Origin of the sequence: Azospirillum sp. OGB3, assembly GCF_014192915.1 — a bacterium.
Classification (GTDB): Bacteria; Pseudomonadota; Alphaproteobacteria; order Azospirillales; family Azospirillaceae; genus Azospirillum.
Genome location: NZ_JACHYN010000002.1, coordinates 170,711 through 187,457, shown reverse-complemented (window position 1 = coordinate 187,457; position 16,747 = coordinate 170,711). Strand labels below are relative to the sequence as shown.

Sequence of the window (16,747 nt, the reverse complement as noted above, 5' to 3'; positions counted from 1 at the left end):
GTCACACCCGTTCGGCCACCCAGATGACCGCCTTGGTGCCGGCCTTGATGGCGGCGGACAGCACCGGATAGGCCGGGGCCTGCTCCGCGCCGTTGAGCAGGCCGATGTCGCGGTGCTCCACCTCCTCCGCCTGGAACTTGAGGATGGAGGTCTTCAGATCCTCCTCCTCCGGGCCGAGGTGCTTGAGTTGCGCCTCGTAATGACCGTCGATCACCTGCTCGACGGCGACGGTGCAGGCCATGGCAGCACGTTCGCCCATCACCGCCGTGCCGGCGCCGAGCAGGAAGCCGGCCACGTGCCACAGCGGCTGCAGCACGGTCGGCCGCACTTGGCGGGCGACGAGCTGCTTCTCGAAATACTGGAGATGCTCCAGCTCCTGCTCGGCCATGTGGCGCAGGGTCTTGGCGTGGCGGCCCCGGCCCATGACGGAGAGCTGGCCCTCGTAGATGCGCTTGGCCCCATACTCGCCGGCATGGTCCACGCGCACGATCCGCGCCAGCCGCTGTTGCGGGGTCGGGTCGCCGGGCAGGCGCCCGCGCGGGCGGGGCCGGGGGGCGGACGACTCGCCGGCGGACGGAGCGGAAGCGGCGGCGGCAGTGGCGTCGAGCGGTGTCATGCGAAGGTCCTGGAAACCGAGGTCCGGATGTAGGCGGCGCGGGCCGCCACGAAGGCGAAGGCGGACAGAGCCAGCGAAATCACGACGTTGTAGCCCGCCATCGAAATTCCGAACAGCGACCACGCGACTTCGTCGCAGCGGGTGACCGGAGCGGCGAGCACTTGGGCGCGCAATTCCTCCAGCGTCTGGGGCGCGCGTCCTCCACCGGCGCCGCAGGCCGAGGTGCCGGCCCACCAGTGCTGCTCCACCCCCACATGATAGGCGGCGATTCCCGCACCGGCCAGCAGGGCCAGCCCGCTCGCCACCAGCAGCGCGTCGCCCAGCCCTCGCCACTGGCGGAACAGCAGGGTGACGATGCCGAAGGCCATCACCGCCCCGTAGGGCACACGCTGCCACAGGCACAGGACGCAGGGCTGATAGCCCAGCACAAACTGGAAAAACAGCGCGGCGGCCAGAACGCCGACGCTGGCGATGGCCAGCAGCCCGGCGGTGTAGCGCGGATCGTCGATGGGGAGGCGGTTCATCATGCGGGTGAGATTAGCGCGCCCCACAGGCTTAGGCCAGACACGCCGACGCATCCGCACAAAACACTTTGTCCCAGGGCCGTTTCCCCTCTATATAGCGGGCACCGGTCGCCGCGAGCGCCGGGTCCGGCAGGCACCGTGCGGGCGTGGCGGAATTGGTAGACGCAGCGGACTCAAAATCCGCCGTCCTCACGGATATGTCGGTTCGAGTCCGACCGCCCGCACCACCTTCCCTCCTGTGCCTGCTCCACGGACCCCTGCTCCACGGACCGCCGCAAGGCCACATCCGCCCTCCCCGCCTGTTTCTGCCAGACGGCCCCGGACTTGGGGCAGCGAGCGGAGGATTGGGCTATGGACATCACCCGGGTTGGCATGCAGCCATCCGTCACCGGACCGGCCGACTGGTTCACCGGCACCGTCCGCATCGACCCCATCGTTCAGACCGAAGCCCCGGCCCGCACGGCGGCGGCGAGCGTCACCTTCGAACCCGGCGCCCGCACGGCGTGGCACACCCACCCCCTGGGACAGACCCTGATCGTCACCGCCGGCGTCGGCCGGGTCCAGCGAGACGGCGGCCCCGTCGAGGAGATCCGCCCCGGCGACATCGTCTGGTTCCCGCCCGGCGAAAAGCACTGGCACGGCGCCTCGCCCACCATGTTCATGACCCACATCGCCATCCAGGAGCAGTTGGACGGCAAGGCGGTCGACTGGATGGAGAAGGTCACCGACGAGCAATACGGGGGGTGAGACGGCGGCGACGGCCCGTTGCGCGCCCAAAACCTCAACGCGATTGCGGGCTTGTTCCAAAGTCCAATTCGGCGGCCCGTCCCAACCCCTTAAAATGCGCGGCATCGACCGCCGCCGCGACCGGCGCCGCGGGTTTTTGGCTGGGGAGCCACCTCACATGACCGTTTCCAGACTCGTCATCGCCGCTGCTCTTCTGCTTGCCGCCGGGACGGCCAACGCCGAAAGCGGGCCACAGCCCAAGACGGCCGAGGAGGCCGCCGGCAAGCAGATCTTCCATCAGTGCGCGGCCTGCCATTCGCTCGATTCCAGCAAGAACGCCTTCGGCCCGAGCCTGTACAACGTCGTCGGGCGCAAGGCCGGCTCGATCCCGCGCTTCGACTATTCCAACGCGCTGAAGGCATCCAACATCACCTGGACCGAAGACAACCTGCGCCACTGGATCGCCGGCAACGACAATTTCGTGCCTGGCACCCGCATGCGGCACGTCGCCATCACCGATCCGGCGGAGCAGGATTATCTGATCGCCTTCCTGAAGTCGCTGAAGCAGTGAGCAGCGAAGAGCCGGTTACGGTGCGGCGACCGGAACCGGCTTCCCATCCTCGGTCGGCAGGCCGGCTTCGGCCCAGCCGTCCGCCCCGTCGCGGTACCAGAGGACGCGGCGGTAGCCCATCTCCAGGGCGCGCTTGCCCGCGTTCCACGACATCCAGCAGTCCGCCAGGCAGTAGAACAGCAGGCCGCGCCCGCGGTCGCCGCGGGTCAGCCGCTCCAGATTGGCCCGAAAATAGCCGTCCAGTTCCGGTGTCAGCGCCCCGAGCCCGACGTTGGGAAGCCAGACGCTGCCGGGAATCTGCGGAAAGGGCTTCGGCACCAGCCAGGGACCGCCGGGCAGCGTGCTGCGGTCCAGCTTCATCACGTTGATGGGAAGAGCCGCACCCGACTCCACGAGAGCGCGGGCCCGCGCCGTGTCCACCGTCTCGGCCCCGGGCAGCGAGGCCGGGGTCGGCGACCGGTATTCGGTCATCCGGTAGCCGTCCGGCACCGGGACCGCGTCCGCCACGGCGTCTCCCGCCGGCCCGGCCAGCAAGAGCGCCAGCCCGGCGGCGCCCAGCCATCCTGCGCGCACCACGTTCCCTCCCCCATTGTTCTGCGGCATCCACGAAATCCCCCCGTGCCCGACAGGGTCAAGTTGCCCGATAGTCGAATACCGGGGACCGGCGGGCGGGGCCTAAGCTCAGCGTTCGCCATCGTGGGATTCCCGCGTTCCGCTGCGCCACCGCACCGCAGAGGCCTGCCTTGCAAACGACCGCAGGACGCATCATCATCAGGCTAGGGAGACAAGGGTGGCTAGACCCTTGCCTCCCGGCCCGATCCTTAGCGGTTCAGGAGATCAAGGATGCCCTTGACCACCTGAAGCAGCAGGATCAGGAGAGTGAGGATTTTCTCCATCCTCGACGCCTCCTTGTGATGGGACACGGGCGGTGGCCAATCCGCCGCCCTGTCCACCGCGCAACCATGACGCGGCAAAGCCTTCATGAAAATGCAATTTTTGGCGCAGGGGCGGAGCCATGCGCCTGATGCCCCTCGTCCGGCTGTTTCTGGTCCTGGCGCTGATCTGCGTCGCCTCCGTGACGCGTGCGGCGGACCGGCCCACGGTGACCATCGGGGTGCTGAAATTCGGCACGGTCAGCTGGGAGCTGGACGTCATCCGCCACCACCGGCTGGACGAGGCCGCCGGCTTCGAGCTGAAGCTGATGGAGCTGGCGAGCGGTCAGGCGGCGCAGATCGCCCTGCAGGGCGGCGCGGTGGACATGATCGCCAGCGACTGGCTGTGGGTGGCCCGCCAGCGCGCGGCGGGGGCCGACCTGACCTTCATTCCCCATTCCGCGGCGGTCGGCGCGCTGATGGTGCCGGCGGCCTCGCCCATCGCCTCCGTCGCCGACCTGAAGGGCAGGCGCATCGGCGTCGCCGGAACCCCCATCGACAAGAGCTGGCTGCTGCTGAAGGCGCTGGCCCGCGACCGCCATGCGCTCGACCTCGACGCCGCGGCGACGCCGGTCTTCGCCGCCCCGCCCCTGCTGAACCAGAAGGCCGCGACGGGGGAGCTGGACGCGGTGCTGAATTTCTGGCCCTACGCCGCCCGTCTCCAGGCGGCGGGGATGCGGACGGTCATCGGGGTGGACGGGATGATGCGGGATCTCGGCCTGTCGGCCCAGGTGCCGGCGGTCGGCTTCGTCTTCCATGAGGGCTGGGCCAAGGCCAACCCGGCGGCGCTCGACGCCTTCGTAACCGCCTCGCGCAAGGCCAAGGCGATCATGGCGCAATCCGACGCGGAATGGGACCGGCTGCGCCCGTTGATGAAGGCGGAGGACGAGGCCACCTGGGCGGCGCTGCGCGACCAGTTCCGCGCCGGCATCCCGAACCGCTGGACGGAGGAGGAGCGGGAGGCCGCCGCCAAGCTCTACGGGCTGATGGCCAAGCTCGGCGGGCGGGAGCTGGTGGGCAACGCCATGGCCCTGCCGGACGGCACCTTCTGGCCGGGGGTCCATTTCTGATGCGGTGGCGGCGGCTGGCCCCGGTCCTGTCGCTGGCTCTGCTGGTCGCGCTGTGGGCCGTCGCCGCGGAACTGGCGGCCAGCCGCAGCCTGCCCGGCCCCGCCGCCGTGCTGTCCGTCCTGGTCCGCGAGGCGGCGGACGGCGCGCTGTTCCATCACCTGGGGATCACGCTGGCGCGCATGGCCGCGGCCTTCGTCATCGCCATGTCCATCGGCTCGGCGCTGGGCATCCTGCTCGGCCGCTCGGCCACCGCCGACCGGCTGTTCGGGCTGTGGCTGACCGTGTTCCTGAACATCCCGGCGCTGGTCGTGATCGTGCTCGCCTATGTCTGGTTCGGCCTGACCGAGGCGGCGGCGGTCGGCGCGGTCGCCGTCAACAAAATTCCCAACGTCGTGGTCGTCCTGCGCGAAGGGACGCGCGCCATCGACGAGCAGTATGTCGAGATGGCGCGGACCTTCCGCATGGCGCGGTCGGACGTGCTGCGCCATGTGCTGCTGCCCCAGCTCACCCCCTACTTCGCCGCGGCGGCGCGGTCCGGCCTTGCGCTGATCTGGAAGATCGTGCTGGTGGTCGAGCTTCTGGGCCGCAGCGACGGGGTGGGATTCCAAATCCACCTCTACTTCCAGATGTTCGATGTGGCCGGCATTCTTGCGTACACCGTCGCCTTCGTGGCCGTCGTCCAGCTTCTCGAGCTCTGCGTCCTGCAACCCGTCGAGCAGCGGCTCAGCCGCTGGCGGCCGGTGCGCGCTGAGGCTTGAGATCCGCTCCAAGCGCTTCGCCGGGCGGGAGGTCATCCGCGGCCTGTCGCTGACGGCCGCGCCGGGAGAGTTCCTGGCGCTGGTCGGCCCGTCCGGCTGCGGCAAGACCACCGCCCTGGCCATCGCCGCCGGGCTGGACCGCGATTTCGACGGAACGCTCGACTTCGGCGGGCCAGAGCCGGTGCTCGGCTGCGTCTTCCAGACGCCCCGCCTGCTGCCCTGGCGCACGGTGCGGCAGAACGTGGCGCTGGTTCTGCCCAAGGCGCGGCGGAGCGACGGCACGGCGGAGCGCTGGCTGACCGCCATGGGGCTGGAGGCGGTGGCCGACGAGTATCCGGCCCGCCTGTCCGGCGGTATGGCGCGGCGGGTGGCGCTGGCCCGCGCCTTCGCGGTGGAGCCGGGTCTGCTGCTGATGGACGAGCCCTTCGTCTCGCTGGACGAGCCGACGGCGCAGCGGATGCGCGCCCTCCTCGCAACGATGCTGGAGCGGTCCCCGGCCACCGTGCTGTTCGTCACCCACAATCTGCGCGAGGCGATCCAACTGGCCGACCGCATCCTGGTGATGGCCCCCGGCCCGACGCGGGTGGCGGCGGAGGTGCCGCTGGAAACGCCGCGCGCGCTGCGCGACGATGCGCTGGTCGAGCGCGTGCGGGCGGAGCTGCTGGCCCGGCCCGATCCGGCTTTCCGGCTGCTCGCCTGACTCTTTCGCCGAAACTGTGAAGCGGCTCACACCCGACGCCGCCCGCCGGGCGCAGTCTGTCCCGCTGCGATGAAACCGGCGGAGACGACGATGCGCACCCTGTTCCTGCCCATGTTCCTGCTGGGCGCCGGCCTGGCGCTCCTGTCCGGCGCGGCCCTCGCCGGGGAGATCGTGATTTTGCAATCCGGCTCTCACAGCCCCAACCACGCCGACCGATCGCGCGATCTGGCGATCATCGGCGATTCCGTCACCGGGTCATCCATCGTCATCATCGAGCGTGCGACGCGCGACGAGGAGTTGGGGCGGCGCGACCCCGGCCTGGAGGCCCGGCGCGCCGTGCGCAAGGCGGAGGCGAAGCGGCGCAGCAAGGACAAGGACTGGTCGGATTGGGCGGAGTTCGACGGCCACGCCCTGGACGGCTTCGGCTGGCTCGACGGCCCTGTGCCGCTCGGCTTCGGGCGTGGCGATCCGGGACAGGAGGCGGCGCGCGCCGCCGCGGACGCGCGGCGGATGCGGAACCGTTAGGCAAACCCGCGCGGGGCTACGCCGTTGGCGCTCCATCCCTCTCCCGCCCCGGGAGAGGGTGGCCCGAAGGGCCGGGTGAGAGTCGTGCGAGGATCAAGCCGCCGATCCTTGGGGTACCCTCACCCTTCCCACGCCTGCGGCGCGGGCCCCTTCCCTCTCCCGGGGCGGGAGAGGGAACCTCAGATGCCGAAGCGGGCCTTTTCCAGTTGCAGGCGGTTGGCGAAGACCACGGCCTGGGTGCGGCTGTAGACCTTCAGTTTTTGCAGGATCGCCGAGACGTGGGCCTTCACGGTGGTTTCCGTGATGCTCAGCTCATAGGCGATTTCCTTGTTGAGCTTGCCGGTGCCCAGCATCTCCAGCACGCGGAGCTGCTGCGCCGTCAGGGTGGACAGGCGGCGGGCGATCTCCGCCGTTTCCTCGTCCTCCGCCGCGGCCCCCTCCTCGACCGAGGCGGGCAGATAGACCTCCCCGGCCAGGATCTGGCGCAGCGCGCCGGCAATGGCGTCCCGCGGAGTCGATTTCGGGATGAAGCCGGCGGCGCCGCAGCGCACCGCCTCCAGCATCACCTTGCGGTCCTCGTGCGCCGAGACGACGGCGACGGGGATGGCCGGAAAGCGGCGGCGCAGGGCGATCAGCCCGGTCAGACCGTTCATGCCCGGCATGTTGAGGTCGAGCAGGACGAGGTCCGGCTCCCCCTTGCCGCTGTGCATGGAGTCGAGGATGGAGATGGTTTCGTCCAGGCAACCGGCCTCGTGGATCTCCTGCGCCTGGCAGGAATAGAGGACGGCGCTGCGCAGGGCGTCGCGCACCAGCGGATGATCGTCCGCAATCAGAATTCGGCTCATGGCGTGGTTCCCACGCTCATCGTTTCGGGGCGTTTCCAGGTGTGATCATGCCGGACCGTTCAAGAATGCGCAAGGACGGGAACGGGTATTCCCCAAAACAGCCGATCGTAGGCAATTCCGTTTTAAATCCCGGCCCAAATCCTGTTGCAAGCGGTTCGCAAGAAAAGACGGCCCGAACCCTTCGGGCCGCCCTTTCCTGGTCCGGTCACGGCACGGGGGTTTCCCCGTCAGGCCTTCGGCAGCTTGAAGACCCAGAGGGAACCGCCCTGGTTGATGTCCTTGACCAGCTTGGCGACGTCGCCGCCCCACAGCGGTACGGCACCACCCCAGCCGGAAACCACGGCCACATACTGCTCGCCGTCCTGTTCCCAGGTGACCGGGGAGCCGACGACGCCGGAGCCGGTGTTGAACTTCCAGACCTCCTTGCCGGACTTGGCGTCGAAGGCCTTCAGGTAGCCCTCCGGCGTGCCGGTGAAGACAAGGTTGCCGCCGGTGGTCAGCACGCCGCCCCACAGCGGCGCCGGGTTCTTGTATTCCCAGACGATCTTGCCGGTCTTCGGGTCGATGGCGCGCAGCGCGCCGATGTAGTCGTCGTAGAGCGGCTTGATGGTGAAGCCGGCGCCCAGATAGGCCGCACCCTTCTTGTAGGTGATCGGCTCGTTCCAGATGTCCATGCCCCACTCGTTGGCCGGGACGTAGAACAGCTCGGTCGCCGGGCTGTAGGCCATCGGCATCCAGTTCTTGGCGCCGAGGAAGGCCGGGGCGGCGAAGACCGACGTGCCCTTCTCGGCACCGACCGGGGTGCCCGGACGGTTGTCGTCGTTGTAGACCGGCCGCCCGGTCTTCACGTCGATCTCCTTGGCCCAGGTGATCTTGGTGACGAAGGGCGAGGCGCTGAGCAGCTTCCCGTTGGTGCGGTCGAGCACGTAGAAGAAGCCGTTGCGGTCGGCCTTGGCGCCGGCCTTGATGGTCTGGCCGTCCTTCTTGAGGTCGAAGGACACCAGCTCGTTCACGCCGTCGAAGTCCCAGCCGTCGTGCGGCGTGGTCTGGTAGTGCCACTTGATGTCGCCGTTGGCCGGGTCGATGGCCAGCGTCGAGGAGGTGTATAGGTTGTCGCCCGGGCGCAGGTGCGAGTTCCAGGGCGCCGGGTTGCCGGTGCCGAAGAACAGCGTCTTGGTCTCCGGATCGTAGGTGCCGCCCAGCCAGGTGGCGCCGCCGCCGGTCTTGTAGAGATCGCCCGACCAACTTGCGTTCATCACGCCGGTCATGGTCGATTCCTTGCCATTGAGGGTGCCCATGTTGCCCTCGATGGTCGGGCGCTGCCAGACCAGCTCGCCCGTCTCGGCGTCACGCGCCTCGACCATGCCGATGATGCCGAACTCACCGCCGGAATTGCCGGTGATGACCTTGCCGTCGACGATCAGCGGGGCGGCGGTCGCCGAGTAGCCGGCCTTGTAGTCCTCGATCTTCTTCGACCAGACGACCTTGCCGGTATCCTTGTTCAGCGCGACCAGACGGGCGTCCAGCGTCGCGAAGTAGATCTTGTCCTTGTAGAGCGCGGCACCACGGTTCACCACGTCGCAGCAGGGCATGATGCCTTCGGGCAGGCGGTGGTCGTACTGCCACTTCTTCTGCCCGGTCTTTACGTCCACGGCGTAGAGGCGCGAATAGGAGCCGGTGACGTAGATCGTGCCGTCATGGATGATCGGCTGCGACTCCTGCCCGCGCTGCTTCTCGCCACCGAAGGAGAAGGACCAGACCGGCACCAGCCCCTTGACGGTGTCCGGGTTGAGCTTGTCGAGCGGGCTGAAGCGCTGCGCCTGAGGACCCATGCCGTAGGTCAGGACGTCGCCCGTCGACTTGGCGTCGTTCAGCAGGTCGTCGTTGCTCGGCCCGTCAGCGGCCAGCGCGGGGCCGCCCAGGCCAAGGCCGGCGGCCATGGCGCTTGCAAGCAGGCAGGTTCGGAAGAGACGCTTCATGGTGCGGATACCTCCCAGGGGAATGGACAGCCGGAGGCGTGGGCAGAGATCATGTGCAGACGAATTGGCGGAATCCGTCTGCTTCGTCCGCCCGTTCTCGGCTTCTTTTCGGAACAATCAGGGGTCCGACGCAGGGGCGACGCGGTATCGCGAAGCCCCTATCCTTCTGACAATAAAGCAGTCTACCGGCGCTCCGGATGGGGTCCATTGGCAAATAGTCGAATGGGCGGAGCGTTCTGCTGGAGGACACGAACCGTTTCATTACGAACGGCTTCAATTCACTCGCGGCAGCACCGCCTTCTCGATCCGCGGCCAGAGATGCGAGACGGAGCGCCGGTACTCCTCGCGCAGCACCCCCATCCCGGCGAAGCGCTCGGGGATCGGCGCGTCGAGCAGCTCGGCCATGTCGGCCCCGGCCTCCGCCCGCTCGCGCAGGGTTCGGTCCAGCCAGCTCAGCCAGTCGCGGGTCTGGACAATGGCGGCCTTGTCGGAGCGGATGCGCCCGTGGTTGGGCACCAGAACCGTCACCTCCAGCGCGTCCAGGGCATCCAGCGCCGCCAGCCATTGGCCGATGTCGGCGTGGGGCGTCGTCGGCGTCCGGTCGGAGAAGACGACTCCGCCGGCGAACAGAACGCCCGTCGTCTCGTCCAGGATGGCGAGATCGGCGGCGGTGTGGCCCTCCAGCGGGATCAGCCGCAGCCGGTGCGTACCGAAGACGACGGTGGAGCCGTAGACCGTCTCGGTCGGGACCAGCGGCTCGGTCCCGCGCATCCAGTCGCCGACGAGGCGGTACATGTTCTCGGTCATCCCTTGCCCCTCGGACTTGATGCCCTCGATGGTGCCGGGGAGCGCGGCGATGGGCACGTCGGCGAAGGCGCGGTTGCCCAGCCAATAGTCGGGGTGCAGGTTGCTGACGAAGACCTTGCGGATCGGCTTGTCGGTGACCGCGGCGATGGCGGCGCGCATCTCCTCGCCGAAGCGGCGCGACGGGCCGGTCTGGATCACGATCACCCCGTCGTCGGTGACGATGAAGCCGGGATTGAGGATGTTGCCGCCGTTGGTTCGGGTGAAATGCTCCCGCGTTCCCTCGAAGACCCAGGTGTCCGGTGCGATGGCGACGGGCTTCAGATTGTAGGTCAGCGGGCCGGCGGCCCAGCCCGGCGCGGCGGAGGCGACCAGAAGGAAAAAGGCGAGAAGCGCTCTCATGGCAGCGCTCCCTGCATCGTCCCTTGCACCCAGGGCAGCGGGATGGCCGCCTTGACCTCGCCGCCCTGGTTGTCGCGCCCGTCGAGCGTCAGGCTGCGTGCGCCCGCGGCCGGCTGAACCTCCAGCGTGAAGACGGGGTTCTCCGACAGCGGCTCCGCCGTCTGCAGCTGGGCCAGCGCCCGCCCGTCGGCGTCGCGCAGGGTCAGCGCCTCGATGAAGTAGGCGGGGATGCCGGCGACCAGACCGGTGTCCATCGGGTGGCGGACGAGGAAGCGCACGCGCGTCGCCTTGTCTTCCCCGGTCGGCGCCCAGGCGCGGCCCTGCACCTCCCCCACATGGTCGGCCCAGTCGGCGGCGGCGTAGGTCGCGGGCGGCGCGGTGCAGCCGCCGCCAGCCGCGTCGAGCAGCTTGCCGCCGATGTGCCAGACGCCGTCCGGCGTGCGGGCGGCGGCGCGCAGCGGTGTGGCCTGCTGCACCTTGAAGCGCGTGGCGATCACCGGCTTCGCCGCCAGCGGCTGGAAGCGCAGGATGACCGGGAAGGGGTTGAGGTCGGCGAACAGCACCATCTCCTCCACCGCGCCCAGCGCCGTGGCGTCGGCCATCACCGGGACGGCGGCGGCGTTCTCGGCGTTGTCGGGGGCGGTGACGGTCACGCGGTCGTCGAATTGGATGGGGGCCGTTCCGAACAGCTCCGGCCGCAGCACGTCCCACATGACCGAGGCCAGCGGGTCGGCGGGGTCAGGCGGACCGGCATAAGCCGGGCTGGAGAGCGCGGCCAGGAGCGCCGCGGCGGCGAGATGGCGGTTCATGGCGGTTTTCCCCCTCCCTTGCCTCGTTGTTCTTGTGTGGGCGCTTGCCCCCTCCCTAACCCTCCCCCGCTTCGCAGGGGAGGGGACTCGATTCTCCCTCCCCTGCGCCAGCGGGGGAGGGCCGGGGTGGGGGCAAGCGCCGTCACTCCACCGGAATCGCGTTGTGAGTCACCCCATGCTTCCGGAAGATCTCCGGCAGCGTCCCGTCCTCCAGCATTGCAGTCACCGCGTCGCCCACCGCGTAGGCGAGATCACGGGAGTTCTCCTTCACCGCCATGCCGATGTCCCAGCTCGACGCCATCATGCCGGGGAAGGTGACCGGGGTGATCGGGAAGCCGGCGGCGCGGTCGCCCAGCGCGGCCTCCACCTGGCTCTGCGTCGCGACGACGGCGGCGACGTCGCCCTTGACCAGGGCCTCGACCGCCTCGGGGATCGTCATGTAATGGACCAGCCGCTCGCGCAGCCGCCCGCCGAAGGCCCCCAGCAGGTAGAAGTCGGGGATGCTGTCGATCTCCACACCCACCGGCTCGTCGGGCAGGGAGGCGAGCATCGGCTGGGTCATGCGCATCGGGTTGCGGGCCAGCGCGAAGCCCTCCCGCTGGTACGGGCCGAACAGCACGGCCTCCGGGTTGCGCAGCCCGAACTCCTTCTGGTAGGGCACATGCATCATCACGTCGGCCACGCCGCCCCCGACGACCGGGCCGCGCCACACCGCGTTGCGCAGGTCGTCCGACACGGTTTCCCCGGCGGTCAGCTCCATGAACTCGACGCCGACGCCCAGCCGCCCGGCGATGGCGCGGGCGAGGTCCACGTCCACGCCGACCAGGGCGCCGCCCTTGCGGTGGGAGAAAGGCGGGTTGTCGCGGTAGACCGCGACCATCAGCCGCCCGGCGGCCATCACGTCATCCAACGGGCGCGCGCCGGCGCGCCGGGGGAGGACCCCGGCGGCCAGCGCGGCGGCGGCGAAGGACAGCAGCTGGCGCCGCGTCGGAAGCCCCGTCATTCCAAACGCATTCATTCCTCGTGCACCGTCTCCAGCCACGACCGGATGGCCCACAGCGCCTCCTGGCCCAACGCCTCGCCGAAGCGCGGCATGTAGGTGACGCCGTTGCGGATGGAACCGTTGATCACCCGCTCCTTGAACCACTCGTCCCCGGTGTCGCCCTTGTCCAGATAGCGCAGGTCCGGGGCGATGCCGCCCGACACCGCGCCCAGCCCATGGCAGCGCGCGCAGTTCTGGTTGAAGGCGGAGGAGCCGATCTCGATCGCCCGCGGGTTGCCGCGGTAGGGGTTCGCGTCGCGCCAGTCCTCGCCCAGCTTGTCGAGGCCGGTGGTGTCCACGGCCTGGGGGGTCACGTCGCCATGGGCGAAGGCCGCCGTGGGGACAACCGTGGAGGCGACGGCAGCCGCGCCGGTCAGGAAACCGGCCGTCGCGAGCCGGAGAAGCCGTGCGTTCATAAGGGGCGTCCTCATTCAGAGAAGATGCGAAGGGAGCGTTGTCCGTTGCCCCGGAGCATAGCGGGCGGTCCGTGCGGCCAATAATTGGACTTTGGTAGCAACCGTGCGTCGAACCCGCCGCGATCGGACCGAACCGCAATTTTCCGCCCGCGCAATCGTACCAAAGTTGCATTCCGGGACGCCGCCCGGCGGGGATACCCTGGTCTCCCGAAACCAGGCGAGTGCAAACCCGCGATGCGTTTCAGCTTTTGGTTACCCTCCTTGATGCAGATCGCCTTGCTGGCCGGCGGGCTTTGCGCCTCGCCGGCCGCCTTTTCGCAGGAGGCAGCGCCCGCGGACAACTCGACCGTCCGCATCGCCTACCTGACGCAGGAGGTCGAGCATCCCCCCGCCCTGTCCAATCTCGACGAACCGCCCGCCGACGAAGGGGTGGCCGGCGCCCGTCTCGCCGTGGCCGACAACAACAGCACGGGCCGTTTCCTCAAGCAGCGCTTCGAGTTGGAGGCTGTGACCGTCCCCATCGACGGCGACCCGGCGCAGGCGCTGCGCGACCTCGCCGCCGCCGGACACCGCATCGTCGTGCTGGACCTGCCCGGCGAAACGCCCGGCGCGCTGGCCCGCCTGCCCGAGGCGGCAAACCTGCTGCTGTTCAACGCCGGCTCCACCGACGACAGCCTGCGCAACGCGCTGTGCGCGCCCAACCTGCTGCACACCGTGCCCGACCGCGCCATGCTGGCCGACGCGCTGGCCCAGTATCTGGCGGTCAAGCGCTGGACGAAGTGGCTGCTGATCGTCGGCACCCGGCCGGAGGACCGGCTCTACGCCGCCGCCGTCAAGCGGGCGGCCAAGCGCTTCGGCGCCGAGGTGGTCGAGGAGAAGAGCTGGAGCGAGGACCACGATGCCCGCCGCACCGCCCAGGCCGAAATGCCGGTCTTCACCCAGGGCAAGCGCCACGACGTGGTGATCGTCGCCGACGAGATCGGCGACTTCGGCGATTACGTCCTCTATCGCACTTGGGACCCGCGCCCGGTCGCCGGCACGCAGGGCCTCGTCCCCACCAACTGGCACCGCGCCCACGAGGCGTGGGGGGCCGCACAGCTCCAGTCCCGCTTCAAGGCCGCCGCCCAGCGGACCATGCTGCCCCGCGACCACGCCGTCTGGGCCGCCATCCGCGCGGTGGGCGAGGCGGCGACCCGCACCCGCTCCACCGATCCAGAGGCGCTGGCCGCCTACATCCGCGGACCGGACTTCACGCTGGCCGCCTTCAAGGGCGTGCCCCTGTCCTTCCGCAGCTGGGACGGGCAGTTGCGCCAGCCGGTGCTTCTCGCCGCCGACCGCTCGCTGGTGTCCGTCTCGCCGCAGGACGGCTTCCTGCACCCCAGGACCGAACTCGACACGCTGGGCCACGACCAGCCCGAAACGGGCTGCCGCCGTTGATGGGCCGCCGCTGATTCTTCCCAATCATTTCCGCCAAGAGGACGCCGCCCCGATGACCACCGCCCGCACCCTTCTCCTCGCCGCCCTGCTGGCCGGCTGCGCCGTTCCTGCTTTGGCGGAGACCGTCTATGTCTCGAACGAGAAGGACAACACCCTGTCCATCATCGACGGCGCGACCCTGACGGTGACGGAGACGGTGAAGGTCGGGCGGCGCCCCCGCGGCATCACGCTGAGCGCGGACGGCAAGCACCTCTACATCTGCGCCAGCGACGACGACACGGTGCAGGTGATGGACCTCGCGACCAAGAAGATCCTGCACAACCTGCCCTCGGGCGAGGACCCGGAGCTGTTCGCCCTGCACCCTGACGGCAAGCACCTGTTCATCGCCAACGAGGAGAGCAACGTCGTCACCATCGTGGACGTGCCCAGCCGCAAGGTCGCCTATCAGGTGGATGTCGGCGTGGAGCCGGAGGGCATGGCGGTCAGCCCCGACGGCAAATGGGCGGTGAACACGTCGGAGACGACGAACATGGTCCATTGGATCGACACGGAGAAGCGCGCCGTCGTCGACAACACGCTGGTCGACGCCCGCCCGCGCTACGCCCAGTTCAACAAGGACGGCAGCCGCCTGTGGGTGTCGGCGGAGATCGGCGGCACCCTGTCGGTGATCGACACGGCCGACCGCAAGGTGGCGCAGACCATCCGCTTCAAGATCAAGGGTGTGCCCCAGGACCGCATCCAGCCGGTGGGCATCAAGCTGACCGACGACGGGCGCTACGCCTTCGTGGCGCTCGGCCCGGCCAACCACGTCGCGGTGGTGGACGCCCAGACCTTCGCGGTGAAGGACTATCTGCTGGTCGGCCGCCGCGTCTGGCAGCTCGACCTGTCGCCCGACCAGAAGCGGCTCTACGCCACCAACGGCGTGTCGGGCGACGTGTCGGTGATCGACGTGGACAGCCTGAAGGTCGTCAAGTCGGTCAAGGTCGGCCGCTACCCCTGGGGCGTTGCGGTGAAGGGCTGAGCGGGTGAAAGGGTAAGGGCATGGCGGAACCGGCGCTGTCCATCGAGGGGCTGAGCTACGCCTACGGGCGCGGAACCTTCGCGCTGAAGGACGTGTCGCTGGCGGTCGGGGCGGGGTCCTTCACCGCCCTGCTCGGCCCCAACGGGGCGGGCAAGACGACGCTGTTCGCGCTGATCACCCGCCTGTTCGAAACGCCGGGCGGCACCATCCGCATCGGCGGGATCGACCTGCGGCGGGAGCCGGCCAGGGCGCTCGGCCGCATGGGGGTGGTGTTCCAGCAGCCGACGCTCGACCTCGACCTGACGGTGCGGCAGAATCTGCTCTATTTCGCGGCCCTGCACGGCATCCCCCGCCGCACCGCCGAGGCGCGGGCGCAGGACTCGCTGGAGCGGCTGGGCATGGCGGAGCGCATCGGCGAGACGGTGCGGGCGCTGAACGGCGGGCATCGCCGCCGGGTGGAGCTGGCCCGCGCCCTGCTGCACGAGCCGGCCCTGCTGGTGCTGGACGAACCGACCGTCGGGCTGGACGTCCCGGCGCGGCGCGCCATCGTCGAGCATGTCCACGCGCTGTGCCGGGAGCGCGGCATCGCCGTGCTCTGGGCCACCCACCTGATCGACGAGATCGGCGAGGGCGACCGCGTGGTGGTGATCCACCGCGGTCGGGTCCGCGCCGCCGGGCCGGTGACGGAGGTGAACCGCGCGACCGGGGCGGACACACTGACCGAGAGCTTCACCCGGCTGACCGCAAAGGAGGCGGCGTGACGGCCCCCGCTCATTATGCCCGCGCCCTCGGCGGGATCGTCGGGCGCGAGGTGCTGCGCTTCGTCCACCAGCGGGAGCGCTTTCTGTCGGCCCTGGTCCGCCCGCTGCTCTGGCTGTTCGTCTTCGCGGCGGGTTTCCGCGCGGCGCTGGGCATCGCCATCACCCCGCCCTACGAAACTTACATCCCCTACGAGGTCTACATCGTCCCCGGCCTTGCCGGGATGGTGCAGCTCTTCAACGGAATGCAAAGCTCGCTGTCGATGGTCTACGACCGCGAGATGGGCAGCATGCGGATGCTGCTGGTCAGCCCCCTGCCCCGCTGGTTCCTGCTGACGGCGAAGCTGCTGGCCGGGACGGCGGTGTCGATCCTCCAGGTCTATGCCTTCCTCGCCGTCGCCTGGGTCTACGGGGTGCAGGCGCCGCCGCTCGGCTACCTCACGGTGCTGCCGGCGCTGGTGGTCAGCGGGCTGATGCTGGGGGCGCTGGGGATGCTGCTGTCCTCGGCCATCCGGCAATTGGAGAATTTCGCGGGCGTGATGAACTTCGTCATCTTCCCGACCTTCTTCCTGTCCACCGCGCTCTATCCCCTGTGGAAGATGCAGGAGGCCGGGGAGCTTCTGCACTTCCTGTGCACCGTCAACCCCTTCAGCCAGGCGGTCGAGCTGATCCGCTTCGCGCTGTATCTGGACGTGAACCTGCCGGCGCTGGGCTGGACGGTGCTGGCGCTGGCGCTGTTCCTCGGCGGCGCGGTCTACGGCTACAACCCGGCGCAGGGCTTCCTGGCGCGCAAGACCGGCGGGGAGTAGGAG

General features: G+C 69.4%; 19 protein-coding genes and 1 tRNA gene. 11 read left to right on the top strand and 9 right to left on the bottom strand.

The window, feature by feature from the left end; translation table 11 throughout:
* Position 1: 1 nt before the first annotated feature.
* Complete coding sequence (locus tag FHW79_RS04780) at positions 2–616, bottom strand: demethoxyubiquinone hydroxylase family protein (RefSeq protein WP_183177889.1); 615 nt, start codon at positions 614–616, stop codon at positions 2–4.
* Positions 613–1,143 carry a disulfide bond formation protein B gene (locus FHW79_RS04775; protein WP_183177888.1) on the bottom strand — a complete coding sequence of 177 codons (531 nt, stop codon included), beginning with the start codon at positions 1,141–1,143 and terminating at the stop codon, positions 613–615. The genes FHW79_RS04780 and FHW79_RS04775 overlap by 4 nt, the downstream gene beginning before the upstream one ends.
* 137 nt (positions 1,144–1,280) lie before the next feature.
* Here FHW79_RS04775 and FHW79_RS04770 point away from each other — a divergent pair.
* The 3 genes from FHW79_RS04770 (at position 1,281) to FHW79_RS04760 (ending at position 2,437) form a co-directional block, all read left to right on the top strand.
* Positions 1,281–1,367 (top strand) — tRNA-Leu (locus FHW79_RS04770).
* Between the two features lie 124 nt (positions 1,368–1,491).
* Entirely contained in the window at positions 1,492–1,887 is a 396-nt protein-coding gene (locus tag FHW79_RS04765) for a cupin domain-containing protein (RefSeq protein WP_183177887.1), read from the top strand.
* Between the two features lie 157 nt (positions 1,888–2,044).
* Complete coding sequence (locus FHW79_RS04760) at positions 2,045–2,437, top strand: c-type cytochrome (protein ID WP_183177886.1); 393 nt, start codon at positions 2,045–2,047, stop codon at positions 2,435–2,437.
* 15 nt (positions 2,438–2,452) lie between these two features.
* On the opposite strand, the gene FHW79_RS04755 is transcribed toward FHW79_RS04760, so the two are convergent.
* Positions 2,453–3,040 (bottom strand): PQQ-dependent catabolism-associated CXXCW motif protein, encoded by a 588-nt coding sequence (locus FHW79_RS04755; RefSeq protein ID WP_211108122.1) that lies wholly within the window; start codon positions 3,038–3,040, stop codon positions 2,453–2,455.
* Between the two features lie 412 nt (positions 3,041–3,452).
* Here FHW79_RS04755 and FHW79_RS04750 point away from each other — a divergent pair, with 412 nt between their 5' ends.
* The 4 genes from FHW79_RS04750 to FHW79_RS04735 all read left to right on the top strand — a co-directional run bounded on the left by FHW79_RS04750 (position 3,453) and on the right by FHW79_RS04735 (position 6,422).
* A complete protein-coding gene (locus FHW79_RS04750) occupies positions 3,453–4,439 on the top strand; it encodes an ABC transporter substrate-binding protein (RefSeq protein ID WP_183177885.1) in 987 nt (328 codons plus the stop codon).
* Positions 4,439–5,197, top strand: coding sequence for an ABC transporter permease (locus FHW79_RS04745; protein ID WP_183177884.1), 759 nt, complete (start codon positions 4,439–4,441; stop codon positions 5,195–5,197). Before FHW79_RS04750 ends, FHW79_RS04745 begins: the two co-directional genes overlap by 1 nt.
* A complete protein-coding gene (locus FHW79_RS04740; RefSeq protein WP_183177883.1) occupies positions 5,088–5,897 on the top strand; it encodes an ABC transporter ATP-binding protein in 810 nt (269 codons plus the stop codon). The genes FHW79_RS04745 and FHW79_RS04740 overlap by 110 nt, the downstream gene beginning before the upstream one ends.
* A gap of 90 nt (positions 5,898–5,987) precedes the next feature.
* Positions 5,988–6,422, top strand: a complete 435-nt coding sequence (locus tag FHW79_RS04735; RefSeq protein WP_183177882.1) for a hypothetical protein — start codon at positions 5,988–5,990, stop codon at positions 6,420–6,422.
* A gap of 179 nt (positions 6,423–6,601) precedes the next feature.
* On the opposite strand, the gene FHW79_RS04730 is transcribed toward FHW79_RS04735, so the two are convergent.
* The 6 genes from FHW79_RS04730 to pedF all read right to left on the bottom strand — a co-directional run bounded on the left by FHW79_RS04730 (position 6,602) and on the right by pedF (position 12,719).
* Positions 6,602–7,267, bottom strand: coding sequence for a response regulator transcription factor (locus FHW79_RS04730; RefSeq protein ID WP_145622721.1), 666 nt, complete (start codon positions 7,265–7,267; stop codon positions 6,602–6,604).
* Between the two features lie 227 nt (positions 7,268–7,494).
* A complete protein-coding gene (locus FHW79_RS04725; protein ID WP_183177881.1) occupies positions 7,495–9,246 on the bottom strand; it encodes a methanol/ethanol family PQQ-dependent dehydrogenase in 1,752 nt (583 codons plus the stop codon).
* A 273-nt stretch (positions 9,247–9,519) separates the two neighbouring features.
* On the bottom strand, positions 9,520–10,452 hold the full coding sequence (locus FHW79_RS04720; protein WP_183177880.1) for a quinoprotein relay system zinc metallohydrolase 1: 933 nt from the start codon (positions 10,450–10,452) through the stop codon (positions 9,520–9,522).
* On the bottom strand, positions 10,449–11,261 hold the full coding sequence (locus FHW79_RS04715) for a quinoprotein dehydrogenase-associated SoxYZ-like carrier (RefSeq protein ID WP_183177879.1): 813 nt from the start codon (positions 11,259–11,261) through the stop codon (positions 10,449–10,451). The genes FHW79_RS04720 and FHW79_RS04715 overlap by 4 nt, the downstream gene beginning before the upstream one ends.
* Before the next feature lie 142 nt (positions 11,262–11,403).
* Positions 11,404–12,264 carry a transporter substrate-binding domain-containing protein gene (locus tag FHW79_RS04710; RefSeq protein WP_183177878.1) on the bottom strand — a complete coding sequence of 287 codons (861 nt, stop codon included), beginning with the start codon at positions 12,262–12,264 and terminating at the stop codon, positions 11,404–11,406.
* An 11-nt stretch (positions 12,265–12,275) separates the two neighbouring features.
* Complete coding sequence (gene pedF, locus FHW79_RS04705; RefSeq protein WP_183177877.1) at positions 12,276–12,719, bottom strand: cytochrome c-550 PedF; 444 nt, start codon at positions 12,717–12,719, stop codon at positions 12,276–12,278.
* A 264-nt stretch (positions 12,720–12,983) separates the two neighbouring features.
* On the opposite strand from pedF, the gene FHW79_RS04700 reads away from it, so the two are divergent.
* Genes FHW79_RS04700 through FHW79_RS04685 form a run of 4 tightly spaced genes read left to right on the top strand, consistent with a single transcriptional unit; the run spans position 12,984 to position 16,744 of the window.
* On the top strand, positions 12,984–14,156 hold the full coding sequence (locus tag FHW79_RS04700) for an ABC transporter substrate-binding protein (RefSeq protein ID WP_183177876.1): 1,173 nt from the start codon (positions 12,984–12,986) through the stop codon (positions 14,154–14,156).
* A 52-nt stretch (positions 14,157–14,208) separates the two neighbouring features.
* Positions 14,209–15,177: a YVTN family beta-propeller repeat protein gene (locus FHW79_RS04695; RefSeq protein ID WP_183177875.1), complete on the top strand. Its 969-nt coding sequence runs from the start codon at positions 14,209–14,211 to the stop codon at positions 15,175–15,177.
* 20 nt (positions 15,178–15,197) lie between these two features.
* On the top strand, positions 15,198–15,938 hold the full coding sequence (locus FHW79_RS04690; protein ID WP_183177874.1) for an ABC transporter ATP-binding protein: 741 nt from the start codon (positions 15,198–15,200) through the stop codon (positions 15,936–15,938).
* The gene (locus tag FHW79_RS04685) at positions 15,935–16,744 is read left to right on the top strand and encodes an ABC transporter permease (RefSeq protein WP_183177873.1); all 810 of its coding nucleotides are present in this window, start codon (positions 15,935–15,937) and stop codon (positions 16,742–16,744) included. The genes FHW79_RS04690 and FHW79_RS04685 overlap by 4 nt, the downstream gene beginning before the upstream one ends.
* The last annotated feature ends 3 nt before the right edge of the window (positions 16,745–16,747 follow it).